Source organism: Bacillus sp. EB01 (genome assembly GCF_000613125.1).
Lineage (GTDB): Bacteria > Bacillota > Bacilli > Bacillales > Cytobacillaceae > Bacillus_D.
Genome location: NZ_HG964497.1, coordinates 4,087,986 through 4,109,959, shown reverse-complemented (window position 1 = coordinate 4,109,959; position 21,974 = coordinate 4,087,986). Strand labels below are relative to the sequence as shown.

Sequence of the window (21,974 nt, the reverse complement as noted above, 5' to 3'; positions counted from 1 at the left end):
AGCTAAAAATGAGTGACATTTCATGTTCGCCAGGAGCTCAAAATGTCATTCATAGAGGCGATGAGTGACATTTCACGTTTTCTAGGAGCTCAAAATGTCATTCATAGAGGCCATGAGTGACATTTCGCGTTTTCTAGGAGGTCAAAATGTCATTCATAGAGGCCATGAGTGACATTTCATGTTTGTCAGGAGCTCAAAATGTCATTCATTAAAGCAAAACAGCCAAAAACTTCAGTTGACCCGATATAGTATAAATTTCATCTTTTTATTTAAATCCCTCAATAGACGAGCCCATTGCACATATATTCTTAATAGAACAGGACAGGAGTGGGTAAAGATGATTCGTATATCAGATTTTCAGATGAAGGATGTCATCAATGTTGCTGATGGAAAGAAGCTTGGCAATATCACAGATATAGATATCAACCTGGCTTCCGGTAAGATCCAATCTGTTGTGATAGGAGGAACGGGCAAAGTATTGGGGCTTTTCGGGAAGGATGAAGATATGATTATTCCCTGGCCGAATATATTGAAAATTGGAGAGGATGTTATTTTGGTCAGGACAGCGGGGTTAAGTCAAAAGTCTGTACAAGAGGAAGAAAACACCGTTAGTTGAGTTCTGCAGTTCCGCAAAAAGCTCCCTTGTGATACACTAGAGAAAAAACAAGGGAGCCACCATGGAACCATTTATCTCCAAAGAAGGAACGGTTTTTGTTTTAGAAGAATGGATGGAAAAGTTTCCTGGCCTCGTTGCTGGCTTTTCTTCAAAAAATGGCGGTGTAAGCCAATCGCCTTTTATAAGTCTGAATACTGGCTACCATGTTGGCGATGATCAGGATTGTGTAGTCAAAAACAGGAAAATCATTGCTAATAATGTAGGCTTTCCTCTTGAAACATGGGTTTGCGCGGAACAAACTCATGGCGCCAATATAGTAAAGGCTGCCCGTTCCCACATGGGAAAAGGCGCAAGTGAATATACCAGTTCTGTCAAGGATACTGATGGATTTTATACAGATGAAACCGGCCTATTGCTTTCACTCTGCTTTGCTGATTGCATTCCGATTTATTTCATTGCTCCGGAATTCAAGATGGCCGGCGTCGCCCATGCCGGATGGAAAGGGACAGTATCGGGGATAGGGCCGGAAATGGTGAAGGCATGGAAGGCTGAGGGAATTAAACCCTCAGACATTCTGGCTGCTATTGGCCCATCTATTTGCGAAAAATGTTATATTGTAGATGATTATGTTTTATCTTTTGTAAAGAAGAGACTGGAACATGTCGAAAAAAAGCCATATAATCAGATTAGGACAGGCCAATATAGCTTAGACTTGAAAGAGATGAACCGGCAGCTTCTCCTTGAGAGCGGCATACCGGAAGAGAACATAACAATCAGTAATTATTGTTCCAGCTGTGATTCGGGAAGCTTTTTCTCTCATCGCCGGGATTTAGGCAAGACTGGGAGGATGGTTGGATTCATAGGCTGGAGAGAGGGTGCCAAGAAGTAATGGAAGTAGCTAAAAACCTCAGGGAAATTCAGACAAGAGTAAAAGATGCTTGCCAAAGGGCTGAAAGGGACCCAGGGGAAATTAGGATTATTGCTGTAACTAAATATGTCAGTATAGAGAGAGCAATTGAAGCAGTAAAAGCGGGACTTACAGATATCGGTGAAAACCGCGATGACGGGCTTCTTGCCAAATGGGAACACCTTGAAGGCAGGGCGGCATTTCATTTTATTGGCACACTGCAAACGAGAAAGGTCAAGGCTGTCATCGGAAAAGCGGATTATATCCACTCACTGGACAGGCTATCTTTGGCCGAAGAAATCAATAAGCGAGCGAATGGCCCTGTTAAATGCCTCGTGCAGGTAAATGTTTCTGGCGAAGAGAGCAAACACGGTCTAAGTCCTGAAGCCGCAATTGACTTCATTTCGGAGCTTGGCCGCTTTGAGAATATTGTCGTTGATGGACTGATGACGATGGCCCCGTTTACGGATGACGAAGAAGTACTGAGAACATGTTTTAGGAGTCTGCGAGTATTGAGGAACCGCATCCAGGAAATGGGTCTCCCGTACGCGCCTTGCAGGGAATTATCGATGGGGATGTCAAATGATTTTGAACTTGCTGTTGAAGAAGGGGCTACAATGATCCGGATTGGGACAGCGCTAGTGGGGAAAAACGATACGGAGGTGCAGGTAAATGAGCATTAAATCAAAATTCAAGACATTCTTTTTATTGGATGACCAATACGACGAGGAAGAGGATTACATTGAAGAGCCTGAACCGTTGAGGCCCCAGAAGCAGCAGACTGCTGTGAAGACACAGAATGTCGTCTCTCTTCAGAGCGTGCAGAAGTCTTCTAAAGTTGTTTTGATTGAGCCAAGAATGTATTCCGAAGCGCAGGAAATTGCCGATCATTTGAAGAATAGGCGTGCAGTAGTTGTCAACCTTCAAAGGATTGAGCATGATCAGGCGAAGAGGATTGTCGATTTCCTTAGCGGAACAGTATATGCTATAGGTGGTGACATTCAAAAGATTGGATTAAGCATTTTCCTTTGTACTCCGGACAATGTTGAGGTTTCTGGCAATATTTCCGAGTTGATGCAAGAAAGTGACTTTCAAGATTCGAGGTGGTAAGGAGTAAATGGAGTTTGTATCAGCTATTCTTATACAAGTAATCGGGCTCTACTATTGGGCTTTGATTATATATATTTTGCTTTCATGGTTCCCAAATGCGCGAGAGTCAGCAATTGGCCAATTCCTGACGAGGATTTGTGAACCGTACCTAGAGCCTTTCAGGAGGTTCATTCCGCCGCTGGGCATGATCGATATTTCACCGATTGTCGCAATCATTACGCTTAGGCTGGCTCAATCAGGATTGGACAGTGTGTTCGATTGGTTAATTAGGAATTTTTAAAAACGCAAAGTGCACTGGCTTCAAAAGAGCCAGTCCTTTTTAATTGCAGGTTTACTACATAAGGAGTCTCAAATGAATATTTATCAGCATTTCAGACCTCAAGAACGTGAATTTATCGATCAGGTCCTTAATTGGAAGGACACAGTCGAGAATTCGTATGCTCCCAGGCTTACTGATTTTCTTGACCCAAGAGAGCAGCATATCCTGAAATCCTTAATTGGGGATAACCATGATATCCGTGTAGAACTGTACGGTGGCCCTGATTATGCAGAAAGAAAGAGAGCATTATTGCTTCCCGATTATGCCTCCAGCAGCCCGGAGGATTATCAAATCAGATTAATTGAAATCAAATACGCTTCAAAATTTGTAACAATAGAACATCCTCAGGTTCTGGGAAGCTTAATGTCACTCGGGCTGAAACGTGAAAAATTTGGCGATATCCTTGCTGATGGCAATAAGGTCCAATTTCTTTGCGCGTCTGAGGTATCGCACTATGTTATGAGCCAGCTTGAATCAGTTGGCCGGGCTTCGGTCAGCCTTTCAGAAGTTAAGATGACTGAAGCTATCATGCCTGCCGAAACGTGGTCAGAAGAAACGACCACCATCAGTTCATTAAGACTTGATGCTGTTCTTGCGGCAATTCATCATATTTCCAGGCAAAAGGCCCAGCTTTTGATTCAGCAGGGCGTAGCCAAGGTGAATTGGGCTGTAACAGAAAACTCGGCTTTTGAGTGTGGGGAAGGCGACATGATTTCAGTCCGCGGATATGGCAGAGTGAAAATCCAGTCTATTGAAGGTAAGACGAAGAAAGATAAATGGCGAATAACAGTGGGGAAACAAAAATAATCTTTAAAATTATGAAGGAAAATGCCTGTTTCTGTCGAATAACAAAATAGTACATATAGCTCGTAACGGGCTCAGGCGCCGGACTGGCAGATAAAGAATTCAATTAGGGAGGTGGCGTCATGCCATTAACGCCGTTAGATATTCACAATAAGGAATTCAATAAAGGGTTCCGGGGATACGATGAGGATGAAGTAAATGAATTCCTCGATCAGGTAATCAAGGATTATGAACTGATCCTCAGGGAGAAGAAGGACCTGGAAGAACGACTGAATGATATGAATGACAGGCTTGGTCATTTTACCAATATCGAGGAAACTCTAAACAAATCGATTATCATCGCTCAGGAAGCAGCTGAGGAAGTTAAACGCATAGCCCAGAAGGAAGCAAAGCTAATCATTAAGGAAGCCGAAAAGAATGCAGACAGGATTGTTAATGAATCGCTGTCAAAAGCACGCAAGATTGCCCTTGAAATTGAGGATTTGAAAAAGCAGTCAAAAGTATTCAGGACCCGCTTCAAAATGTTGATTGAAGCACAGCTTGATATGATCAATAACGACGATTGGGATCACCTCCTGGATTATAAGGTCGATGCTGCCGAATTGAAATCAAGCCAGGAAGAAGACTCGCTCGCTTGACGTTTACCAGCGTTTCGCATATAATTTTTAGAATAAAAGTAAACTTTAACAGGCAATGACAGGGACAGTAAATTATTCATCAGCTTTTTCCAGAGAGCCGGGTATGGTGGAAGCCCGGTAAAAGCAGGAATAATTGAATATCACCCTGGAGCCCCGTGCCGAAAAGCATCTGCTGACTAAGCACAGGCGTCACATCCACGTTACGGATGTTTGAGCGGACAGTTTTGAACTGTCTATCAGGGTGGTACCGCGGGAGTATACAAACCTTCTCGTCCCTATTTGGGATGGGGAGGTTTTTTGTTTTTTCGAGAGACGTAAAAGCGGCCACAGCCAATCTAAAGTTTGAAGCAATTTTCGGGAGGAAAAGGAAATGGATTACAAAGACACGTTGTTAATGCCGAAGACGGATTTTCCGATGCGCGGAAACCTTCCAAAGCGGGAACCAGAAATTCAGCAAAAGTGGAATGAAATGAACATCTACGCCAAGGTACAGGAACGGACAAAAGGCCGCCCAATGTATGTATTGCATGACGGCCCTCCGTATGCCAATGGTGATATCCATATTGGGCATGCGCTCAATAAAATCCTGAAGGACATCATTGTCCGCCACAAATCCATGACCGGCTATAATGCACCTTATGTACCTGGGTGGGATACACACGGCCTTCCTATCGAGCAGGCACTGACCAATAAAGGTGTTAAGCGCAAGGAAATGACGATTGCCGAGTTCCGTAAGCTTTGTACGGAATATGCTCTGGAGCAAATCGACAGCCAGAGAAAACAATTCAAACGGCTCGGAGTCCGGGGTGACTGGGAAAACCCTTATATCACGCTTAAGCCAGCTTATGAAGCACAGCAAATCAGGGTATTTGGAGAAATGGCTAAAAAGGGCTATATCTATAAAGGCCTTAAGCCTGTTTACTGGTCTCCTTCCAGTGAATCTGCCCTTGCGGAAGCTGAAATTGAATATAAGGACAAGAAATCTCCATCGATTTATGTTGGGTTTAAGGTAAAGGATGGAAAGGGCGTATTGGATACGGACACTAGCATTGTCATCTGGACAACAACACCTTGGACTATTCCTGCTAACCTGGGAATCTCAGTCCATCCTGAATTAACTTATGTTGTAGTTACTGCAGGCGGCGGCAGCTATCTTGTTGCTGAAGCACTACTAGAAGCAGTCGCGACAGAAATTGGCTGGGAATCATGGGAAGTGACCAAGAAGGTTAAAGGAAGCGATCTTGAATATGTTGTCGCTGCCCACCCGCTTTACGGACGTGATTCGTTGGTTATGCTTGGGGAGCATGTAACGACAGATGCTGGTACCGGGTGTGTCCATACCGCTCCTGGCCACGGGGAAGACGACTTCCAGGTCGGCCAGAAATATGGCCTCGATGTCCTAAGTCCTGTTGATGATAAAGGTGTTATGACAAAAGAAGCTGAAGGCTTTGAAGGTCTATTTTATGACACAGCTAATAAGCCAATTACAGAGGCTCTTAAAGAATCAGGCGCCCTGCTTAAACTTTCATTCATCACTCACTCTTATCCACATGACTGGAGGACGAAGAAGCCGGTTATTTTCCGGGCAACAGCCCAATGGTTTGCCTCCATCAAGGATTTCCGCGATGATTTGCTTGAGGCAATCAAGGAAACGAAATGGGTACCGGCTTGGGGTGAAACCCGCCTGTTCAACATGGTCCGTGACCGTGGGGACTGGTGTATTTCCCGCCAGCGTGTCTGGGGTGTGCCAATCCCGGTGTTCTATGGTGAAAACGGCGAGCCAATCATCACTGATGAAACGATTGAACATGTTTCAAACTTGTTCCGTGAACATGGCTCAAATATTTGGTTTGAAAGAGAAGCAAACGATCTGCTTCCAGAAGGGTTTACACACCCTGCGTCGCCAAATGGCAAGTTCACGAAAGAATCGGATATCATGGATGTCTGGTTTGATTCCGGCTCTTCCCACCAGGCAGTACTGGAAGAAAGAGAAGACCTGCAGCGTCCTGCAGACCTCTACCTGGAAGGCTCTGACCAATATCGCGGCTGGTTTAACTCTTCTTTATCAACTGCAGTAGCAGTGACAGGAAAGGCTCCATATAAGGGAGTGCTAAGCCATGGCTTTACCCTTGATGGTGAAGGCAGGAAAATGAGTAAGTCACTGGGCAATGTAGTGGTGCCAGCGAAGGTAATGGACCAGATGGGTGCAGACATTCTCCGCCTGTGGGTATCATCAGTAGACTACCAGTCGGATGTCCGTGTATCCGATGCCATCCTGAAACAGGTATCAGAGGTTTATCGCAAAATCCGGAATACGTTCAGATTCTTGCTCGGAAACCTTGCTGATTTCAATCCCGCAACAGATTCGGTACCGTATGAAGAATTGCGTGAGGTTGACCAGTTCATGCTTGTTAAGCTGAACAAGCTGATTAAACAGGTAAGGGATTCTTATGAACGCTATGAGTATTCTGTTATCTACCATGCAGTAAATAATTTCTGTACGCTGGATTTAAGTGCATTCTATCTCGATTTTGCAAAAGATGTTCTCTACATTGAAGCAGTTGACAATAAGGAACGCCGGGCTATCCAGACTGTCCTGTATGAATCACTTGTTTCGCTGACTAAGCTTGTATCACCAATTCTTTCGCATACTGCCGACGAGGTATGGGGCTTTATCCCTGGAGTCGAGGAAGAAAGCGTACAGTTGACAGATATGCCGGAACATAAAGAGATGGCTAATGGGGAAAAACTAGAAGAAAAGTGGACTTCATTCATGAAGCTTCGTGACGATGTTTTAAAAGCATTGGAAGAAGCGCGTAATGAAAAAGTCATCGGCAAGTCCCTGACTGCGAAAGTGACTTTATATGTTAATGAAAAAAGCCAGGCTTTGCTCGATTCGATTGATGAGGATGTTAAGCAGCTGTTTATTGTATCCGGATTCGAAGTCGCCGGTACGTATGACCAAGCGCCTGAGAATGCAATTAAGCTTGAGCATGCCGCACTAGTTGTAACTAAAGCTGAAGGCGAAACTTGTGAACGCTGCTGGGTTGTTACCCCAGAGGTTGGCGAGGATCCTGATCATCCTACACTATGCCCGCGTTGCGCTAGTGTTGTAAAGGAATCCTACTCTAACGAGGGTTCACAAGAATAAGAAACTTAATTTTCACCTATGAAAAAGGTCCCAGAGCACATTTGTGTTCTGGGCTTTTCTTTTGGAAAAAAGAAGCCCGAATGTACTTGTATATAGGAAACCTTGCCCTATAGGAATGGGCTACAGGACAAGGCTCCGATTTAAAAGGTTATGGCCAATAGGGGCGAACTATCGGACCAAACCTTTAAATCCGTTCAAAGTGTATTAGGGTTATTGCTTTAAGACTCTCTTTGCCCCGACATAGCGGTCCTTCCAATACTTTGAATCCATGGATTGGATGGAAACCCCTTTGCTTACAGTAACGGCGATAAATTTGTTTTTGCCTAGATAGATACCAACAAATGATACGCCTTTGCCATCCGTGTTGAAGAATACAAGATCGCCTTCTTTAAGATTTTTCTTCGCTACAGCTTTGCCAATCTTATATTGATCTTTTGAAGTACGAGGCAGACTGATTTTTGCAGCAGACTTTTTATAAACGAATTGAGTGTAGCCTGAAGCATCAAAGCCTTTAGGTGTTGTACCGCCCCATTTATATGGTGTTCCGATATACCGCTTCGCAACTTCGGTAACTTCCTGCCCCCAGGATACTGATGCCTCCGCCTTCTTGGTGAATGGAACTGCAAACATAGAAACAACCAACGCCAAAATTACTCCCCATACTATTAACCCCTTTGAAACTTGAAACCGTACTGCCATTTTGATGACCCCCAATTAAGTGAATTTGTTTGACACAACACAATAGTCGAAGAGGAATCATATTTCGTTTCAACTTTTTATAAAGAACTGTTCGACAACATTATTTGCTAAAAAGGGTCATGTTTTCTCGAATTTAATAAGTACCTATTTAGAAAATCCAATTATTTTTGTGCAGCATTGCATGTTTGTGCTAAAATGCATTAGAAGTCATCGAGAAGATGTGGAGGGTTTATTTGGTGCTTTATTACTTAATTGCGGCTTTTATTATCCTACTGGACCAAATTACGAAATGGCTGATTGTGAAATATATGAATATAGGAGATAGCATTCCGGTTATAAATGATTTCCTTTATATAACGTCACACCGCAACAAGGGTGCTGCTTGGGGCATTTTGCAGGGGCAAATGTGGCTGTTTTATGTAATAACCGTCATTGTAATCATTGGAATCGTGTATTACATCCAGAAAGAGACTAAGGGCAAGACTCTGCTAGGTGTTTCTCTGGGTTTTATGCTGGGAGGGGCGATTGGCAACTTTATCGATCGTGTGCACCGGCAGGAAGTAGTCGATTTCATCCACACATTCATATTTAACTACAATTTCCCAGTATTCAACATCGCGGATTCCGCACTTGTTATTGGAGTATTTCTGTTGATGATACAAATGATAAAAGAAGAACGGGAAATGAAGAAGGAGAAATCGTATGGAAAAGATGGAACACACCATTCTTGATAAAGAGAAGGGTGACAGGATAGATAAGGTAGTTGCATCCCTTAATGAAGAATGGTCAAGGACCCAGGTGCAGGCCTGGATTAAAGAAGGCAACGTACTTGTCAATCAAAAGCCTGTCAAAACAAATTATAAGTGCGCGCTGAATGACGTGATTGAAGTAACGATTCCGGATCCGGAAGAGCTTGATGTAGTGCCGGAACCAATGGATTTTGATATTTATTTCGAAGATAGTGATGTTCTTGTTGTAAACAAGCCTAAAGGAATGGTTGTCCATCCTGCGCCAGGACATTTGACAGGGACGCTTGTCAACGGGTTGATGCATCATTGCAAGGATTTGTCGGGCATTAATGGGGTTCTTAGGCCTGGTATCGTCCACAGGATTGATAAGGACACTTCAGGGCTTCTAATGGTGGCAAAAAACGATATGGCTCATGAGAGCCTGGTGAATCAGCTTGTTGAAAAAACAGTTACCAGAAAATATAAAGCAATTGTCCACGGCACCATTCCGCACGACTATGGGACGGTTGACGCTCCGCTTGGGAGGGATGCCAGGGACAGGCAAAGCATGACTGTCGTTGATGGCGGGAAACATGCTGTGACACATTTCCATGTTCTCGAAAGGCTTGGAGATTTCACATTTATTGAATGTCAGCTGGAAACGGGAAGGACCCATCAAATACGCGTCCATATGAAATATATTGGGTATCCGCTTGTTGGTGATCCGAAATACGGACCTAAGAAAACCCTCGATCTAGGCGGGCAGGCATTGCATGCGGGAATACTTGGATTTAAGCATCCACGTACTGGTGAATATCTTGAATTTGAAGCACCTCTCCCGACATATTTCGACAAATTCCTAGACGAATTGCGCAAAATGAATTGACAATTGCCTTATATTGAAGTATGATAGCTATAGTTTAATAAGCCCTTTAAGAGCAGTCCTGTGAGACTGAGAAGGAAACGGACATTTTGAGCGCCCAATGGGTGAACTCTTGTATGGAATTTCCAACCTCCCACAGCTGCTGGGAGGTTTTTGTTTTAATAAAAGGCTTGCGCTTTTCTAATTATTTCTTCACCAGAAGGATGGAAGTTATATGGGACAAAAAGCAGTTGTTTTGGATGAACAGGCAATTCGAAGGGCATTGACCCGGATAGCCCATCAAATCATCGAAAAGAATAAGGGCATTGAGGATTGTATTCTTGTTGGTATCAGAACAAGAGGCGTCTATCTTGCAGAAAGACTTGCTGAGAAAATCCAGCAGATTGAGGGAAAAGACATCGCGACCGGGGAACTTGATATCACCCTGTACCGTGATGATTTAACTAAAAAAACCGAAGATAGTGAACCGCTTGTTAAGGGTTCGGATATCCCGGCGGGTGTAACCGACAAGAAGGTTATTATGATTGATGATGTCCTCTATACAGGAAGGACAGTTCGGGCCGGAATGGATGCAATCATGGACCTTGGCCGTCCTTCACAAATCCAGCTGGCCGTCCTCGTTGACCGTGGACATCGTGAACTTCCAATCAGGGCCGATTATGTTGGTAAAAACATCCCGACCTCAAGCTCCGAAAGAATAAAGGTTGAACTGTCTGAACTTGATGGCAGTGACCAGGTAAGCATCTACGAGTGAAATTGAAAACAGAATATCCCTTTTAATTGCAGTCCAGAGAGTCTGCCAAGGGGGAAATGCAGGATAGCAGGGCTGATATACCCTGTCCGATACAGGATACTTGTGTACTCTGCTGCATTCAACCTCCTTGCACATTCTGCTGCAGGGAGGTTTTTTTGTAAGGTGAAATTAGGGTGGAAATCATCTGACTTGATTACCGCAGCCTTTGTAAAAGAGAAAAGCGCGAAAATTGCGCAATAATAATTATTGGGGGAGACTCATGCAAAACAAACCAGTTCTAGACGTAAATGAAAAACCAAATATTATCCAGTTAATTACCTTGAGCCTTCAGCATCTGTTTGCGATGTTTGGCGCGACCATTCTTGTACCGTTCCTGGTCGATTTGAGCCCTGCGATTGCGCTTATCTCAAGCGGCCTGGGAACTCTTGCCTTCATGGCGATTACCAAATGGCAAGTACCAGCTTACCTAGGATCTTCCTTCGCATTTATTTATCCGATTTTGGCCGCAAAAGCGACTGATGGACCAGGCGGCGCTATGATTGGAAGCTTTATGGCAGGTTTGGTTTATGGAATTGTCGCTCTTATTATTAAAAAAGCTGGCCACCGCTGGATAATGAATATTCTGCCTCCAATCGTTGTAGGCCCCGTCATTATCGTAATTGGACTTTCACTCGCTGGAACAGCAGTAGGCATGGCTATGAATACAACAAACGGCCCTGAGCATTATAGCTTGATTCATTTCTCGGCAGCACTCATAACCCTTGCATCTACCATCATATTCTCTGTTTTCGCCAGAGGGATGCTGAGTATCATCCCGATTCTCGCAGGCATCGTGGTTGGCTATCTTTACTCGCTGGCTGTAGGCATTGTTGATTTTTCAAAAGTGATTGAAGCAAAGTTCTTTGAAATGCCAGAGTTTATCATTCCTTTCGTTCACTACGATATTAATATCACACTTGACCTTGTCCTTTTGATGGTGCCGGTCGCAGTTGTCACATTGTCCGAGCATATTGGCCATCAGCTTGTCCTCAGCAAGGTCGTTGGCCGTGACTATATTAAAGAGCCAGGCCTGCACCGCTCCATCCTCGGAGACGGGGTAGCAACAATGATTTCTGCACTGATTGGCGGGCCGCCAAAGACCACTTATGGCGAAAACATCGGTGTTCTGGCGATTACTAAGGTTTATAGTGTCTATGTTATCGCAGGGGCTGCCGTTGCGGCGATAATTTTCGGATTCATAGGAACAATCACAGCGTTGATCGGTTCAATCCCACCTGCTGTAATGGGAGGCGTATCCATCCTCTTGTTCGGAATCATTGCCTCTTCAGGCTTGAGGATGCTAGTTGACAGTAAAATCGATTTTGGAAACAATCGTAATCTTGCTATCTCCTCGGTCATCCTTGTAGTCGGTATTGGAGGAGCGTTCATAAAGGTTACTGACGGATTTGAAATTCAGGGCATGGCTCTGGCAGCGATTCTTGGAATCGTGCTGAACCAGGTCCTTCCAGGCAGGGAGCCTGCACAGGAGAATATGTTTGAAGTAAATGATGACGAAAAAACAGCATAATATTACACCTTTTAAACAAGCCCAGAGAGGCAGGTAAGGGTGCACAGCTACATTCGGGAAGACCATCTTGAATGCAGCATACTTAGATGCGCCCTGGCCCTTAGCCTGGGCGTATTTTTTAAAAAATGAAAGGGGATTCCGCTATGCATTTACTGACATTAGCCGAACTGGAATTGACGGAGATACTCGGATTGTTAAAGGATGCCGGGGAGTTTGCGAAAGGGGCGGAATGGAGCCCTTCCAAGAAGATGTACGTTTCTAACCTGTTTTTTGAACCGAGCACAAGGACCAAATGCAGCTTTGAGATGGCCGAAAGGAAACTTGGCATGGAAATCATCTCATTCGAAGCCCATGCATCGAGTGCGCTAAAAGGCGAGAGCCTCTATGACACTGCCAAGACACTGGAGGCAATTGGTGTGAATGCATTGGTCATACGTCATCCCTCAGACCGCTTTTATCAGGAATTAAGGGGAGTCCGTATTCCAATTCTAAATGCCGGTGATGGATGTGGTGATCATCCCACCCAATCGCTGCTTGATTTAATGACCATACAGCAGGAATTTGGCAGATTCAAAGGCTTGAAGATTGCTATCATTGGCGACATTCGCCATAGCAGGGTAGCCCATTCAAATGCTCAAGCGTTGACCAGACTTGGTGCGAAGGTTGTTTTTTCCGGGCCTGAGGAATGGTTTGAACGATCGCTTCCATACGAATCTGTCGATAAAGCTGTAAGAAGCTCTGATGTTGTCATGCTGCTGCGTATTCAGCATGAACGCCATGAGTCAAGGAGCAGTCAGCTCGAGAACTATCATCAACAATTTGGTCTGACACTTGAACGGGGAGCATCTATGAAACCTGGGGCAATCATCATGCACCCGGCACCAGTGAACAGGGATGTTGAAATTGCTGGCAGCCTTGTTGAAAGCAGCCGTTCGAGGATTTTTAAGCAAATGGAAAATGGTGTGTATGTTCGGATGGCTGTCCTAAAAAGGGCGCTTGAATCACAAAAAGGAGGCAGACAATATGAAACTTTTAATAAAAGACGTGCAACTGTACTGTGAGGACAAACATGAACAAAAGGATATGTACATAGAAAATGGAATCATCGCATGTATTGGAAAAAATCTCGAACTACAAGCAGACCGGATAATCAATGGGAACGGACTTGTTGCAGCTCCAGGGTTTATCGACCTGCATGTTCATCTAAGGGAGCCTGGGGGCGAGAGGAAGGAAACAATAGAGACAGGAACAAAGGCTGCTGCAAAAGGTGGATTCACAACGATTGCGGCGATGCCGAATACAAAGCCTGTCCCTGATACAAAGGAGCAGATGGAGTGGCTGCAGGGCAGGATATCAGAAACAGCTTCTGTAAGAGTCCTTCCGTATGCATCCATTACAATTGGCGAGCAAGGAGAGGAATTGACTGATTTCGCAGGGCTAAAGGAAGCTGGTGCATTTGCTTTTACTGACGATGGTGTCGGTGTCCAGTCAGCGGCAATGATGCTAGAAGCAATGAAGCGTGCCGCTAAACTTGATATGCCAGTTGTTGCCCATTGCGAAGAAGAGACATTGATTAATCAGGGCTCAGTGCATGAGGGCTCTTTTGCTAGCAAGCACGAATTAAGGGGAATTCCGTCAGTGTGTGAGAGCGTCCATATCGCCAGGGATATACTGCTTGCCGAGGCTGCAGGATGCCACTATCACGTTTGCCATATTAGTACAAAAGAATCCGTCCGTATTGTCCGCGATGCGAAGCGTGCAGGGATTAAAGTCACTGCCGAGGTTACACCCCATCATTTACTATTGAGTCAGGATGATATTCCCGGACAGGATACGAATTTTAAAATGAACCCTCCGCTACGGGATAAACAAGACCGGGAGGCATTAATAGAAGGGCTGCAGGATGGAACAATTGATTTTATTGCGACCGACCATGCCCCGCATACTGAAGACGAAAAAGCTAAGGGAATGGAGAGTGCCCCGTTCGGGATAACCGGGCTGGAAACGGCTTTCCCGCTCTTGTACAGCAATTATGTTGAAAAAGGAACCATGTCCCTAAAAGAATTAATAGATTACATGACGATCAAGCCTGCCCAATCGTTTGGATTGGCCTATGGAAGGCTGGAAGAAGGGGCTCCTGCCGATATCGTCTTGCTCGACTTGAACGAAATACGTGAAATCAATCCGCGTGACTTTTTATCAAAAGGAAAAAATACACCATTTACAGGATGGACTTGCAAGGGCTGGCCGGTTCTGACCGTTGCAGCCGGAAAGATTGCTTATGAAAAGGAGCGTGTTAAAGCATGAAACGCCAACTAATATTGGAGGATGGCAGCATTTTTATAGGCGAAGCATTTGGTGATCTTTCTGAAGCAAAAGGAGAAGTTGTCTTCAACACTGGTATGACCGGCTATCAGGAAATACTCTCTGATCCTAGCTATTGCAGGCAGTTAGTTGTCCTGACGTACCCGCTTATAGGCAACTACGGAATAAACCGCGATGATTTCGAATCGATTAATCCGTCAATCAGCGCGCTAATCGTAAAGGAAACGGCCGATTTTCCCTCTAATTGGCGAAATGAAATGTCTTTGAATGAATACTTGAAAATGAAGAAAATTCCCGGGCTAAAAGGAATCGATACACGCAGGCTCACAAGGGCAATCCGCGAACACGGCACAATGAAAGGAGCAATTTGCGGGTTGGATTCAGACCCTGTTAAAGTTACAGCCCAGCTGAGGAATGAGCAGCTTCCAACCGACCAGGTTAAAGAAGTTTCTACGAAAAATCCATATCCGAGCCCAGGCCGGGGAAGCAGGGTTGTTCTTGTCGATTTTGGAATGAAGCATGGCATCTTGAGGGAACTGAATCAGCGAGGCTGTGATGTGACTGTTGTTCCTTATAATATGACGGCAGAGGAAATCCTCCAAATGAGACCGGATGGCATCATGCTTTCAAATGGACCGGGAGACCCGAAGGATGTACCAGAAGCCATTCAGATGCTGAAAGGCGTTCTAGGCAAGGTGCCGGTTTTCGGTATTTGCCTTGGCCATCAGCTGTTTGCTCTTGCCTGTGGAGCCGACACCGAAAAAATGCCTTTTGGCCACAGAGGTTCCAACCATCCAGTAAAAGAGCTTTCAACTGGAAAAATTTCAATTACTTCACAAAACCATGGCTATGCCGTGAAAGAGGGCTCTCTTACTCATACAGAGCTGGAAATCACACATATCGCATTAAACGACGGCAGTATTGAAGGGCTGCGCCATAAGACTTTACCTGCCTTTACTGTACAGTACCATCCGGAAGCATCACCGGGGCCTGAGGATGCAAACGCACTATTTGACCAATTTATGGAAATGATTGAGATGCATACAAGGGAGGAACAGCTATATGCCAAAGCGTAGAGATATAAATACAATCATGGTTATCGGTTCTGGCCCAATCATCATCGGCCAGGCCGCGGAATTTGACTATGCGGGCACACAAGCTTGCCTTGCCCTTAAAGAAGAAGGCTACAAGGTTATCCTTGTCAACTCAAACCCGGCAACGATTATGACCGATACTGAAATTGCTGACAAGGTGTACATCGAGCCGCTGACATTGGAGTTTGTGTCGAGAATCATCAGGAAGGAACGCCCGGATGCACTCGTTGCAACTTTAGGAGGGCAGACAGGGCTGAACCTCGCTGTAGAACTAGCCAAATCCGGTGTCCTGGCAGAATGCGGGACAGAAATCCTTGGGACCAAGCTTGATGCAATTGAAAAAGCGGAAGATAGAGAGTTGTTCCGGAATTTAATGAACGAGCTTGGAGAGCCGGTTCCTGAAAGTGCAATCGTCCATACATTGGAGGAGGCAAAGGCCTTCGTTGAGACAATCGGTTTTCCTATTATTGTACGCCCGGCGTTTACACTTGGTGGAACTGGCGGCGGAATCTGTTCGAATGATGAAGAGCTTGAAGAAATCGTTACAGGTGGGCTGAAACATAGTCCCGTCAGCCAATGCCTCCTTGAAAAAAGCATCGCCGGCTACAAGGAAATCGAATATGAGGTTATGCGGGACGCAAATGATACAGCAATCGTTGTTTGCAACATGGAAAATATCGATCCAGTGGGTATTCATACTGGTGATTCAATTGTCGTCGCCCCAAGCCAGACGCTGAGTGACAGAGAATATCAGCTATTAAGAAATGTATCGTTAAAGATAATCAGGGCGCTTGGAATTGAGGGTGGCTGCAATGTTCAGCTCGCTCTTGATCCCGAAAGCTTCAATTATTACATTATTGAAGTGAATCCAAGGGTTAGCCGCTCATCCGCACTTGCCTCGAAAGCAACCGGCTACCCGATTGCGAAGCTTGCCGCTAAAATCGCTGTGGGTCTTACGCTTGATGAGATGATGAACCCTGTCACTGGAAAGACATATGCAAGTTTCGAGCCGGCCCTTGACTATATTGTTACGAAAATACCAAGATGGCCATTTGACAAATTTGAAACAGGCAACCGGGTCCTTGGGACGCAAATGAAGGCGACCGGAGAAGTAATGGCAATCGGCAGGACGTTTGAAGAATCACTGTTAAAGGCGATTCGCTCCCTTGAAGTAAATGTTCATCATTTCGAGCTCCCTGATGCTGAAGGAATTTCCGATGAAATCATTGAGAAGCGGATCCGTAAAGCTGGCGATGAAAGGCTCTTCTATATTTCTGAAGCGTTAAGGCGTGGTATCACGATTGAAACGATTCATGAATGGAGTAAGATTGACCTGTTTTTCCTTCATAAGTTTAAAGGAATAATTGAGAATGAAAAAGAGTTAACAGAAAGCCCATTCGATGTGCAGGTCTGCCGCGAAGCTAAAAAGCGCGGGTTTACTGACATGGCAATCGCCAAAGCATGGACATGTCATGAGAGCGAAGTAACTGTTTGGCGGAAGCAAAATGGAATTATCCCAGTGTATAAGATGGTAGATACATGTGCATCAGAGTTCGAATCACAAACACCTTATTTCTATGGGACGTATGAAGAAGAAAATGAATCCGAAAGAAGCGGCCGGAAAAGTGTTGTTGTACTTGGATCAGGGCCAATCCGGATTGGCCAGGGAATTGAATTTGATTATGCGACAGTCCATTCTGTCAAGGCAATCCGCGAAGCTGGCTATGAGGCAATCATCATCAACAGCAATCCGGAAACTGTTTCAACAGATTTCAGCATTTCCGACAAGCTTTATTTTGAACCGCTGACCATCGAGGATGTGATGCATATCATTGAACTCGAGAATCCAATTGGCGTTGTGGTCCAATTTGGCGGCCAGACGGCAATCAACCTCGCTTCAGGCTTGGCAGAGCGTGGCGTGAGGCTGTTGGGCACGTCGCTTGAGGATTTGGACCGTGCCGAAGACCGCGATAAATTCGAACAGGCGCTGATCGAACTTGGTATTCCAATGCCGCTTGGAAAAACAGCTTTGTCTGTTGAAGAAGCGGTTGATATAGCTGAGGAGATTGGCTATCCGGTGCTCGTCAGGCCTTCGTATGTGCTTGGTGGCCGGGCGATGGAAATCGTTGACCGTGAAGCCGAGCTCATCCACTACATGGAGAATGCTGTTAAAATCAACACAGGCCATCCTGTCCTGATCGACCGTTATATTACAGGAAAGGAAATTGAGGTTGATGCCATATCGGACGGATTCGATGTGGTGATTCCGGGCATTATGGAGCACATCGAACGGGCTGGCGTCCATTCGGGTGACTCAATTGCTGTTTACCCGCCTCAATCGCTGACTGAGGAAAACAAGCGAGTGCTTGCCGATTATACTGAGCGGCTAGCACGAGGCCTCAACATCGTTGGGCTATTGAATATCCAGTTTGTCCTGTCAGATCACGGTGTCTTTGTTCTTGAAGTAAATCCGCGTTCAAGCAGAACAGTTCCTTTCCTAAGCAAAATTACAGGCGTGCCTATGGCTAAAATGGCGACGAAGGCAATGCTTGGTATCTCGTTACGGGAACAGGGCTTCAAAAGCGGCTTAATTGAGGAGCCGAAGGAAGTATATGTAAAGGTTCCGGTGTTTTCTTTTGCTAAATTAAGGAGAGTCGATATAACTCTTGGACCAGAAATGAAATCGACCGGCGAGGTGATGGGCAAGGATTTCACACTGGAAAAGGCGCTCTATAAAGGGCTTGTTGCTTCAGGCATCACAATCAAGAAGTTCGGGACGGTCCTGATGACTGTTGCTGATAAGGATAAGCAGGAAGCTTCCAAGCTTGCTAAGAGGTTTGCCGCTGAGGGCTACCGTGTCATGGCAACGAGCGGGACAGCCGCTGCAATTGCCGGCATGGGGGTTCCGGTCGAAGTAGTTGGAAAAATTGGTTCCGAAGGCCCTACACTTGTCGACATTATTCAAAAAGGTGAAGTTCAGTTTATCGTCAATACCCTGACAAGAGGGAAGCAGCCGGAGAGGGACGGTTTTAGAATCAGGCGCGAAGCAGTTGAAAATGGTATTCCTTGCCTGACTTCATTGGATACAGCTGAAGCAATCCTGAGGGTAATTGAATCAATGAACTTTTCTGCAGAAGCAATTTCCTCCAGCAAGGCGGAGGTGCTGGTTTGATAACAAAAGAGATTTGCAAGGTTGTAGACAATAAAGAAATCGCCGATTCGATTTTTCGGATGACAATAAAAGCAAGGCTGGCCAGTTCTTCGCTGCCTGGCCAGTTTATCCATATCAAGACTGGGGGCGCTTATGGCCCCCTCTTGCGCAGGCCAATCAGTATCGCATCAGTAAATGATGAAAAAGAAGAACTCACCTTGATTTTCAGGAAATCAGGCGAGGGTACCATTCAGCTTTCCGAAGCTTCCCCCGGCCTGGAAATCGATGTGCTTGGCCCTCTAGGTAACGGATTCCCAGTTGCCGAGGCGCCTTCAGGCAGCACGGCGCTATTGGTTGGAGGAGGAATTGGTGTCCCGCCTCTTTATGAGCTCTCACGGCAGCTCGTTGCCAAGGGTGTTAAAGCAATTCATGTGCTGGGCTTTCAAACTGGCAATGCTGTTTTTTATGAGAAAGAGTTTGCTAGTCTCGGAGAAACCTATATTACTACAGCCGATGGCACTTACGGGGAAAAGGGCTTTGTTACCGACCTGATTTCAAAGAAACAGCTTGAGTTTGATACGTTGTATGCGTGTGGGCCGGTGCCGATGCTAAGGGTTTTGGAGGAACTGTATCCCGAGAAAAAGGTATTTCTTTCTCTTGAAGAAAGGATGGGCTGCGGGATTGGCGCATGCTTTGCCTGCGTCTGCCGGGTACCGGATGATGTTTCGGGCGCTTCCTATAAAAAAGTATGCAGTGATGGGCCGGTATTCCGGGCAGGGGAGGTTGTACTATGACTATGCTTGATATCAAGCTGCCGGGACTTCAGTTGAAAAATCCAATTATGCCTGCTTCAGGCTGCTTTGGCTTCGGCCGTGAGTACAGTCAGCTTTATGACTTGAATATCCTTGGAGGGATCATGATAAAGGCAGCGACTTCTGAACCGCGGTTCGGGAATCCCACCCCGCGGGTAGCTGAGACTCCGATGGGTATGCTTAATGCGATTGGTCTGCAAAATCCGGGTGTGGAGAAAATCATTGCGGAAGAGCTTCCTTTCCTTGAACAGTTTGATGTTCCAGTCATTGCCAATGTAGCAGGCTCTACGGAAGATGATTATGTTAATGTTGCAAGCAAGATTTCAAAGGTTGGCAACGTACGAGCACTTGAATTGAATGTGTCCTGCCCGAATGTAAAGGAAGGCGGGATTGCCTTTGGTTTAGATGCGGATGTCTTAAAAAACCTGACTCGGAAGGTAAAAGAGGTTTCTGAGGTTCCAGTTTATGTAAAACTTTCACCCAATGTAACGAATATAGTGGAAATTGCCCTTGCTGCAGAGGCAGGCGGCGCGGATGGTCTGACAATGATAAATACATTGCTTGGGACACGGATTGACTTGAAGTCTGGAAAGCCGATTCTCGCCAATGTTACAGGCGGTCTGTCGGGACCGGCAATCAAGCCGGTAGCACTCAGAATGATTTATGAAGTAAGCCAGAAAACGAGTCTTCCAATTATCGGAATGGGAGGAATCTCTTCCGCGGAGGATTGTTTAGAGTTCTTTTATGCAGGGGCGAGTGCAGTTGCAGTTGGAACTGCCAATTTTGTAGATCCTTATGTCTGTCCTACTATAATTGAAGAATTGCCAGAACTACTGCATGAACTGGGATTTGAACACATTTCCGAATGCAGGGGAAGGAGCTGGAATCATGCAAGACAACCCGTTAATTCTCGCGCTTGATTTTGCAGGGATGAAGGAAGTGGAGCAATTCCTGGGAAACTTCCCGGAAGATGAGCTTTTCTTAAAGGTTGGAATGGAGCTTTTTTATAAGGAAGGCCCAGCAGTGATTTATAAAATGAAAGAATTGGGACATAGAATTTTCCTCGATTTGAAGCTTCATGACATCCCTAATACGGTTAAAAGTTCAATGAAGGTACTTGGCGGACTTGGCTGTAACATGGTCAATGTCCATGCTGCAGGGGGCATGGCGATGATGGAGGCGGCTTTGGAAGGATTGGAGGCTGGGACACCAGCAGGCGAAGCTCGGCCTGCCTGCATCGCTGTCACGCAGCTGACAAGCACTACCGAAGAAAGCATGCGAAACCAGCAGCTGATTTCGGTTAGCTTGGAAGAGTCAGTTCAGCATTATGCAAATTTGGCAAAGCAATCTGGCCTAGACGGTGTTGTCTGTTCTGCCTGGGAAGCAGCTGGAATAAGGAAAATGCTTGGTAAAGACTTTTTAACGGTAACACCTGGTATCCGCCTTTCTTCTGATGAAGTACAAGATCAAAAGCGGGTTGCGACACCGGAATTTGCCCGGTCCAACCAAATTTCGGCCATTGTTGTAGGAAGGCCGATCACAAGGGCTGAAAATCCTTACAAGGCCTATCAAACCTGGCTTGAAGCCTGGAAAGGAGCGATTGTATGAGTAAGAGAATTGCTGAACTATTATTGGAAATCAGTGCGGTTTCGTTAAGTCCTCAGAATCCGTATACATGGTCTTCTGGAATGCGTTCGCCGATTTATTGTGATAACCGGCTGACCATGTCTTATCCTGAGGTTCGGAGGGAAATTGCCAATGGCCTTGGTGAGTTAATACGCGAACATTTTCCTGAAGTCGAGGTCATTGCCGGTACTGCGACTGCAGGTATTCCTCATGCTGCATGGGTTAGCGCAAAACTGGATTTGCCAATGTGCTATGTGCGCAGCAGTGCTAAAGGTCATGGAAAAGGCAATCAAATTGAAGGTAAAGTGCTGAGTGGGCAAAAAGTTGTCATTGTTGAGGATCTTATTTCAACTGGAGGCAGTGTCATTACTGCAGCTGACGCATTGCGTGACGCAGGTGCTGAAGTACTGGGTGCCGTTGCTATTTTTACATATGGTTTGGATAAAGGAAAGCAGCTTTTGTCTAATGCGAATTTGAATGCACTTGCATTGACCCGCTTTTCAGACCTTATTGAAACAGCAAAAGAGAAAGGATATATTTCCGGATCCGATATGGAGGCTCTTTTGGAGTGGAAGCAAGACCCCGCAAGCTGGAGCCTTGCTAGGTTGAACTAATAAGTATGTCCGATTGCTGGCAATCTTCCTTGTTAACTGCAAGTATCTTTGCTTTATTAAGTGATGGGAATCGGGAAGAACTCGGCAGGTGGATATTGACGACACTGTTGGAACCATTTCCTCCTTTGCAGATAAGCAAAATGTGTCCAACGAGCTGTATTGGAACCATTTTACGC

21 protein-coding genes and 1 other annotated feature are annotated in these 21,974 nt (G+C 45.4%); of the genes, 20 read left to right on the top strand and 1 reads right to left on the bottom strand.

Going from position 1 to position 21,974, the window contains the following annotated elements; translation table 11 throughout:
- The first annotated feature begins 337 nt into the window (after positions 1 to 337).
- The 8 genes from TY16_RS19160 to ileS all read left to right on the top strand — a co-directional run bounded on the left by TY16_RS19160 (position 338) and on the right by ileS (position 7,545).
- The gene (locus TY16_RS19160; RefSeq protein WP_043933408.1) at positions 338 to 616 is read left to right on the top strand and encodes a YlmC/YmxH family sporulation protein; all 279 of its coding nucleotides are present in this window, start codon (positions 338 to 340) and stop codon (positions 614 to 616) included.
- A 61-nt stretch (positions 617 to 677) separates the two neighbouring features.
- Positions 678 to 1,505 carry a peptidoglycan editing factor PgeF gene (pgeF, locus tag TY16_RS19155; RefSeq protein ID WP_043933407.1) on the top strand — a complete coding sequence of 276 codons (828 nt, stop codon included), beginning with the start codon at positions 678 to 680 and terminating at the stop codon, positions 1,503 to 1,505.
- Positions 1,505 to 2,206 (top strand): YggS family pyridoxal phosphate-dependent enzyme, encoded by a 702-nt coding sequence (locus TY16_RS19150; protein ID WP_043933406.1) that lies wholly within the window; start codon positions 1,505 to 1,507, stop codon positions 2,204 to 2,206. Before pgeF ends, TY16_RS19150 begins: the two co-directional genes overlap by 1 nt.
- Positions 2,196 to 2,633 (top strand): cell division protein SepF, encoded by a 438-nt coding sequence (locus TY16_RS19145; RefSeq protein WP_043933405.1) that lies wholly within the window; start codon positions 2,196 to 2,198, stop codon positions 2,631 to 2,633. The genes TY16_RS19150 and TY16_RS19145 overlap by 11 nt, the downstream gene beginning before the upstream one ends.
- 7 nt (positions 2,634 to 2,640) lie before the next feature.
- A complete protein-coding gene (locus tag TY16_RS19140; RefSeq protein ID WP_043933404.1) occupies positions 2,641 to 2,913 on the top strand; it encodes a YggT family protein in 273 nt (90 codons plus the stop codon).
- 72 nt (positions 2,914 to 2,985) lie between these two features.
- Positions 2,986 to 3,759 (top strand): YlmH family RNA-binding protein, encoded by a 774-nt coding sequence (locus tag TY16_RS19135; RefSeq protein ID WP_043933403.1) that lies wholly within the window; start codon positions 2,986 to 2,988, stop codon positions 3,757 to 3,759.
- A 119-nt stretch (positions 3,760 to 3,878) separates the two neighbouring features.
- The gene (locus tag TY16_RS19130; protein WP_043933402.1) at positions 3,879 to 4,394 is read left to right on the top strand and encodes a DivIVA domain-containing protein; all 516 of its coding nucleotides are present in this window, start codon (positions 3,879 to 3,881) and stop codon (positions 4,392 to 4,394) included.
- Between the two features lie 46 nt (positions 4,395 to 4,440).
- Positions 4,441 to 4,674: a binding site (T-box leader), on the top strand.
- A gap of 90 nt (positions 4,675 to 4,764) precedes the next feature.
- A complete protein-coding gene (gene ileS, locus TY16_RS19125) occupies positions 4,765 to 7,545 on the top strand; it encodes an isoleucine--tRNA ligase (protein WP_043933401.1) in 2,781 nt (926 codons plus the stop codon).
- Positions 7,546 to 7,755: 210 nt separating this feature from the next.
- Here ileS and TY16_RS19120 read toward each other — a convergent pair whose 3' ends face one another.
- The gene (locus tag TY16_RS19120; RefSeq protein WP_043933400.1) at positions 7,756 to 8,244 is read right to left on the bottom strand and encodes a C40 family peptidase; all 489 of its coding nucleotides are present in this window, start codon (positions 8,242 to 8,244) and stop codon (positions 7,756 to 7,758) included.
- Positions 8,245 to 8,480: 236 nt separating this feature from the next.
- Here TY16_RS19120 and lspA point away from each other — a divergent pair, with 236 nt between their 5' ends.
- The 12 genes from lspA to pyrE all read left to right on the top strand — a co-directional run bounded on the left by lspA (position 8,481) and on the right by pyrE (position 21,798).
- The gene (lspA, locus tag TY16_RS19115; RefSeq protein WP_043934843.1) at positions 8,481 to 8,975 is read left to right on the top strand and encodes a signal peptidase II; all 495 of its coding nucleotides are present in this window, start codon (positions 8,481 to 8,483) and stop codon (positions 8,973 to 8,975) included.
- Positions 8,947 to 9,858, top strand: a complete 912-nt coding sequence (locus TY16_RS19110) for an RluA family pseudouridine synthase (RefSeq protein WP_043933399.1) — start codon at positions 8,947 to 8,949, stop codon at positions 9,856 to 9,858. Before lspA ends, TY16_RS19110 begins: the two co-directional genes overlap by 29 nt.
- Before the next feature lie 211 nt (positions 9,859 to 10,069).
- Positions 10,070 to 10,609: a bifunctional pyr operon transcriptional regulator/uracil phosphoribosyltransferase PyrR gene (gene pyrR / locus TY16_RS19105; protein ID WP_043933398.1), complete on the top strand. Its 540-nt coding sequence runs from the start codon at positions 10,070 to 10,072 to the stop codon at positions 10,607 to 10,609.
- A 259-nt stretch (positions 10,610 to 10,868) separates the two neighbouring features.
- On the top strand, positions 10,869 to 12,176 hold the full coding sequence (locus tag TY16_RS19100; RefSeq protein WP_043933397.1) for a solute carrier family 23 protein: 1,308 nt from the start codon (positions 10,869 to 10,871) through the stop codon (positions 12,174 to 12,176).
- A gap of 143 nt (positions 12,177 to 12,319) precedes the next feature.
- Entirely contained in the window at positions 12,320 to 13,237 is a 918-nt protein-coding gene (locus TY16_RS19095) for an aspartate carbamoyltransferase catalytic subunit (RefSeq protein ID WP_043933396.1), read from the top strand.
- The gene (locus TY16_RS19090; RefSeq protein WP_043933395.1) at positions 13,200 to 14,483 is read left to right on the top strand and encodes a dihydroorotase; all 1,284 of its coding nucleotides are present in this window, start codon (positions 13,200 to 13,202) and stop codon (positions 14,481 to 14,483) included. Before TY16_RS19095 ends, TY16_RS19090 begins: the two co-directional genes overlap by 38 nt.
- Positions 14,480 to 15,577, top strand: a complete 1,098-nt coding sequence (locus TY16_RS19085; RefSeq protein WP_043933394.1) for a carbamoyl phosphate synthase small subunit — start codon at positions 14,480 to 14,482, stop codon at positions 15,575 to 15,577. The genes TY16_RS19090 and TY16_RS19085 overlap by 4 nt, the downstream gene beginning before the upstream one ends.
- Entirely contained in the window at positions 15,564 to 18,767 is a 3,204-nt protein-coding gene (gene carB, locus TY16_RS19080; protein ID WP_043933393.1) for a carbamoyl-phosphate synthase large subunit, read from the top strand. Before TY16_RS19085 ends, carB begins: the two co-directional genes overlap by 14 nt.
- Positions 18,764 to 19,540 (top strand): dihydroorotate dehydrogenase electron transfer subunit, encoded by a 777-nt coding sequence (locus tag TY16_RS19075; protein ID WP_043933392.1) that lies wholly within the window; start codon positions 18,764 to 18,766, stop codon positions 19,538 to 19,540. Before carB ends, TY16_RS19075 begins: the two co-directional genes overlap by 4 nt.
- Positions 19,537 to 20,478, top strand: a complete 942-nt coding sequence (locus tag TY16_RS19070; RefSeq protein WP_043933391.1) for a dihydroorotate dehydrogenase — start codon at positions 19,537 to 19,539, stop codon at positions 20,476 to 20,478. Before TY16_RS19075 ends, TY16_RS19070 begins: the two co-directional genes overlap by 4 nt.
- The gene (gene pyrF / locus TY16_RS19065) at positions 20,447 to 21,166 is read left to right on the top strand and encodes an orotidine-5'-phosphate decarboxylase (protein ID WP_043933390.1); all 720 of its coding nucleotides are present in this window, start codon (positions 20,447 to 20,449) and stop codon (positions 21,164 to 21,166) included. Before TY16_RS19070 ends, pyrF begins: the two co-directional genes overlap by 32 nt.
- Positions 21,163 to 21,798 carry an orotate phosphoribosyltransferase gene (gene pyrE, locus TY16_RS19060; RefSeq protein WP_043933389.1) on the top strand — a complete coding sequence of 212 codons (636 nt, stop codon included), beginning with the start codon at positions 21,163 to 21,165 and terminating at the stop codon, positions 21,796 to 21,798. Before pyrF ends, pyrE begins: the two co-directional genes overlap by 4 nt.
- Positions 21,799 to 21,974: the final 176 nt, after the last annotated feature.

Bases quoted from the DNA above. Each gene is read 5' to 3' on its own strand.
- TY16_RS19160 (WP_043933408.1), top strand. From the start codon at position 338: ATGATTCGTATATCAGATTTTCAGATGAAGGATGTCATCAATGTTGCT.
- pgeF (WP_043933407.1), top strand. From the start codon at position 678: ATGGAACCATTTATCTCCAAAGAAGGAACGGTTTTTGTTTTAGAAGAA.
- TY16_RS19150 (WP_043933406.1), top strand. From the start codon at position 1,505: ATGGAAGTAGCTAAAAACCTCAGGGAAATTCAGACAAGAGTAAAAGAT.
- TY16_RS19145 (WP_043933405.1), top strand. From the start codon at position 2,196: ATGAGCATTAAATCAAAATTCAAGACATTCTTTTTATTGGATGACCAA.
- TY16_RS19140 (WP_043933404.1), top strand. From the start codon at position 2,641: ATGGAGTTTGTATCAGCTATTCTTATACAAGTAATCGGGCTCTACTAT.
- TY16_RS19135 (WP_043933403.1), top strand. From the start codon at position 2,986: ATGAATATTTATCAGCATTTCAGACCTCAAGAACGTGAATTTATCGAT.
- TY16_RS19130 (WP_043933402.1), top strand. From the start codon at position 3,879: ATGCCATTAACGCCGTTAGATATTCACAATAAGGAATTCAATAAAGGG.
- ileS (WP_043933401.1), top strand. From the start codon at position 4,765: ATGGATTACAAAGACACGTTGTTAATGCCGAAGACGGATTTTCCGATG.
- TY16_RS19120 (WP_043933400.1), bottom strand. From the start codon at position 8,244: ATGGCAGTACGGTTTCAAGTTTCAAAGGGGTTAATAGTATGGGGAGTA.
- TY16_RS19110 (WP_043933399.1), top strand. From the start codon at position 8,947: ATGGAAAAGATGGAACACACCATTCTTGATAAAGAGAAGGGTGACAGG.
- pyrR (WP_043933398.1), top strand. From the start codon at position 10,070: ATGGGACAAAAAGCAGTTGTTTTGGATGAACAGGCAATTCGAAGGGCA.
- TY16_RS19100 (WP_043933397.1), top strand. From the start codon at position 10,869: ATGCAAAACAAACCAGTTCTAGACGTAAATGAAAAACCAAATATTATC.
- TY16_RS19095 (WP_043933396.1), top strand. From the start codon at position 12,320: ATGCATTTACTGACATTAGCCGAACTGGAATTGACGGAGATACTCGGA.
- TY16_RS19090 (WP_043933395.1), top strand. From the start codon at position 13,200: ATGAAACTTTTAATAAAAGACGTGCAACTGTACTGTGAGGACAAACAT.
- TY16_RS19085 (WP_043933394.1), top strand. From the start codon at position 14,480: ATGAAACGCCAACTAATATTGGAGGATGGCAGCATTTTTATAGGCGAA.
- carB (WP_043933393.1), top strand. From the start codon at position 15,564: ATGCCAAAGCGTAGAGATATAAATACAATCATGGTTATCGGTTCTGGC.
- TY16_RS19070 (WP_043933391.1), top strand. From the start codon at position 19,537: ATGACTATGCTTGATATCAAGCTGCCGGGACTTCAGTTGAAAAATCCA.
- pyrF (WP_043933390.1), top strand. From the start codon at position 20,447: ATGCAAGACAACCCGTTAATTCTCGCGCTTGATTTTGCAGGGATGAAG.
- pyrE (WP_043933389.1), top strand. From the start codon at position 21,163: ATGAGTAAGAGAATTGCTGAACTATTATTGGAAATCAGTGCGGTTTCG.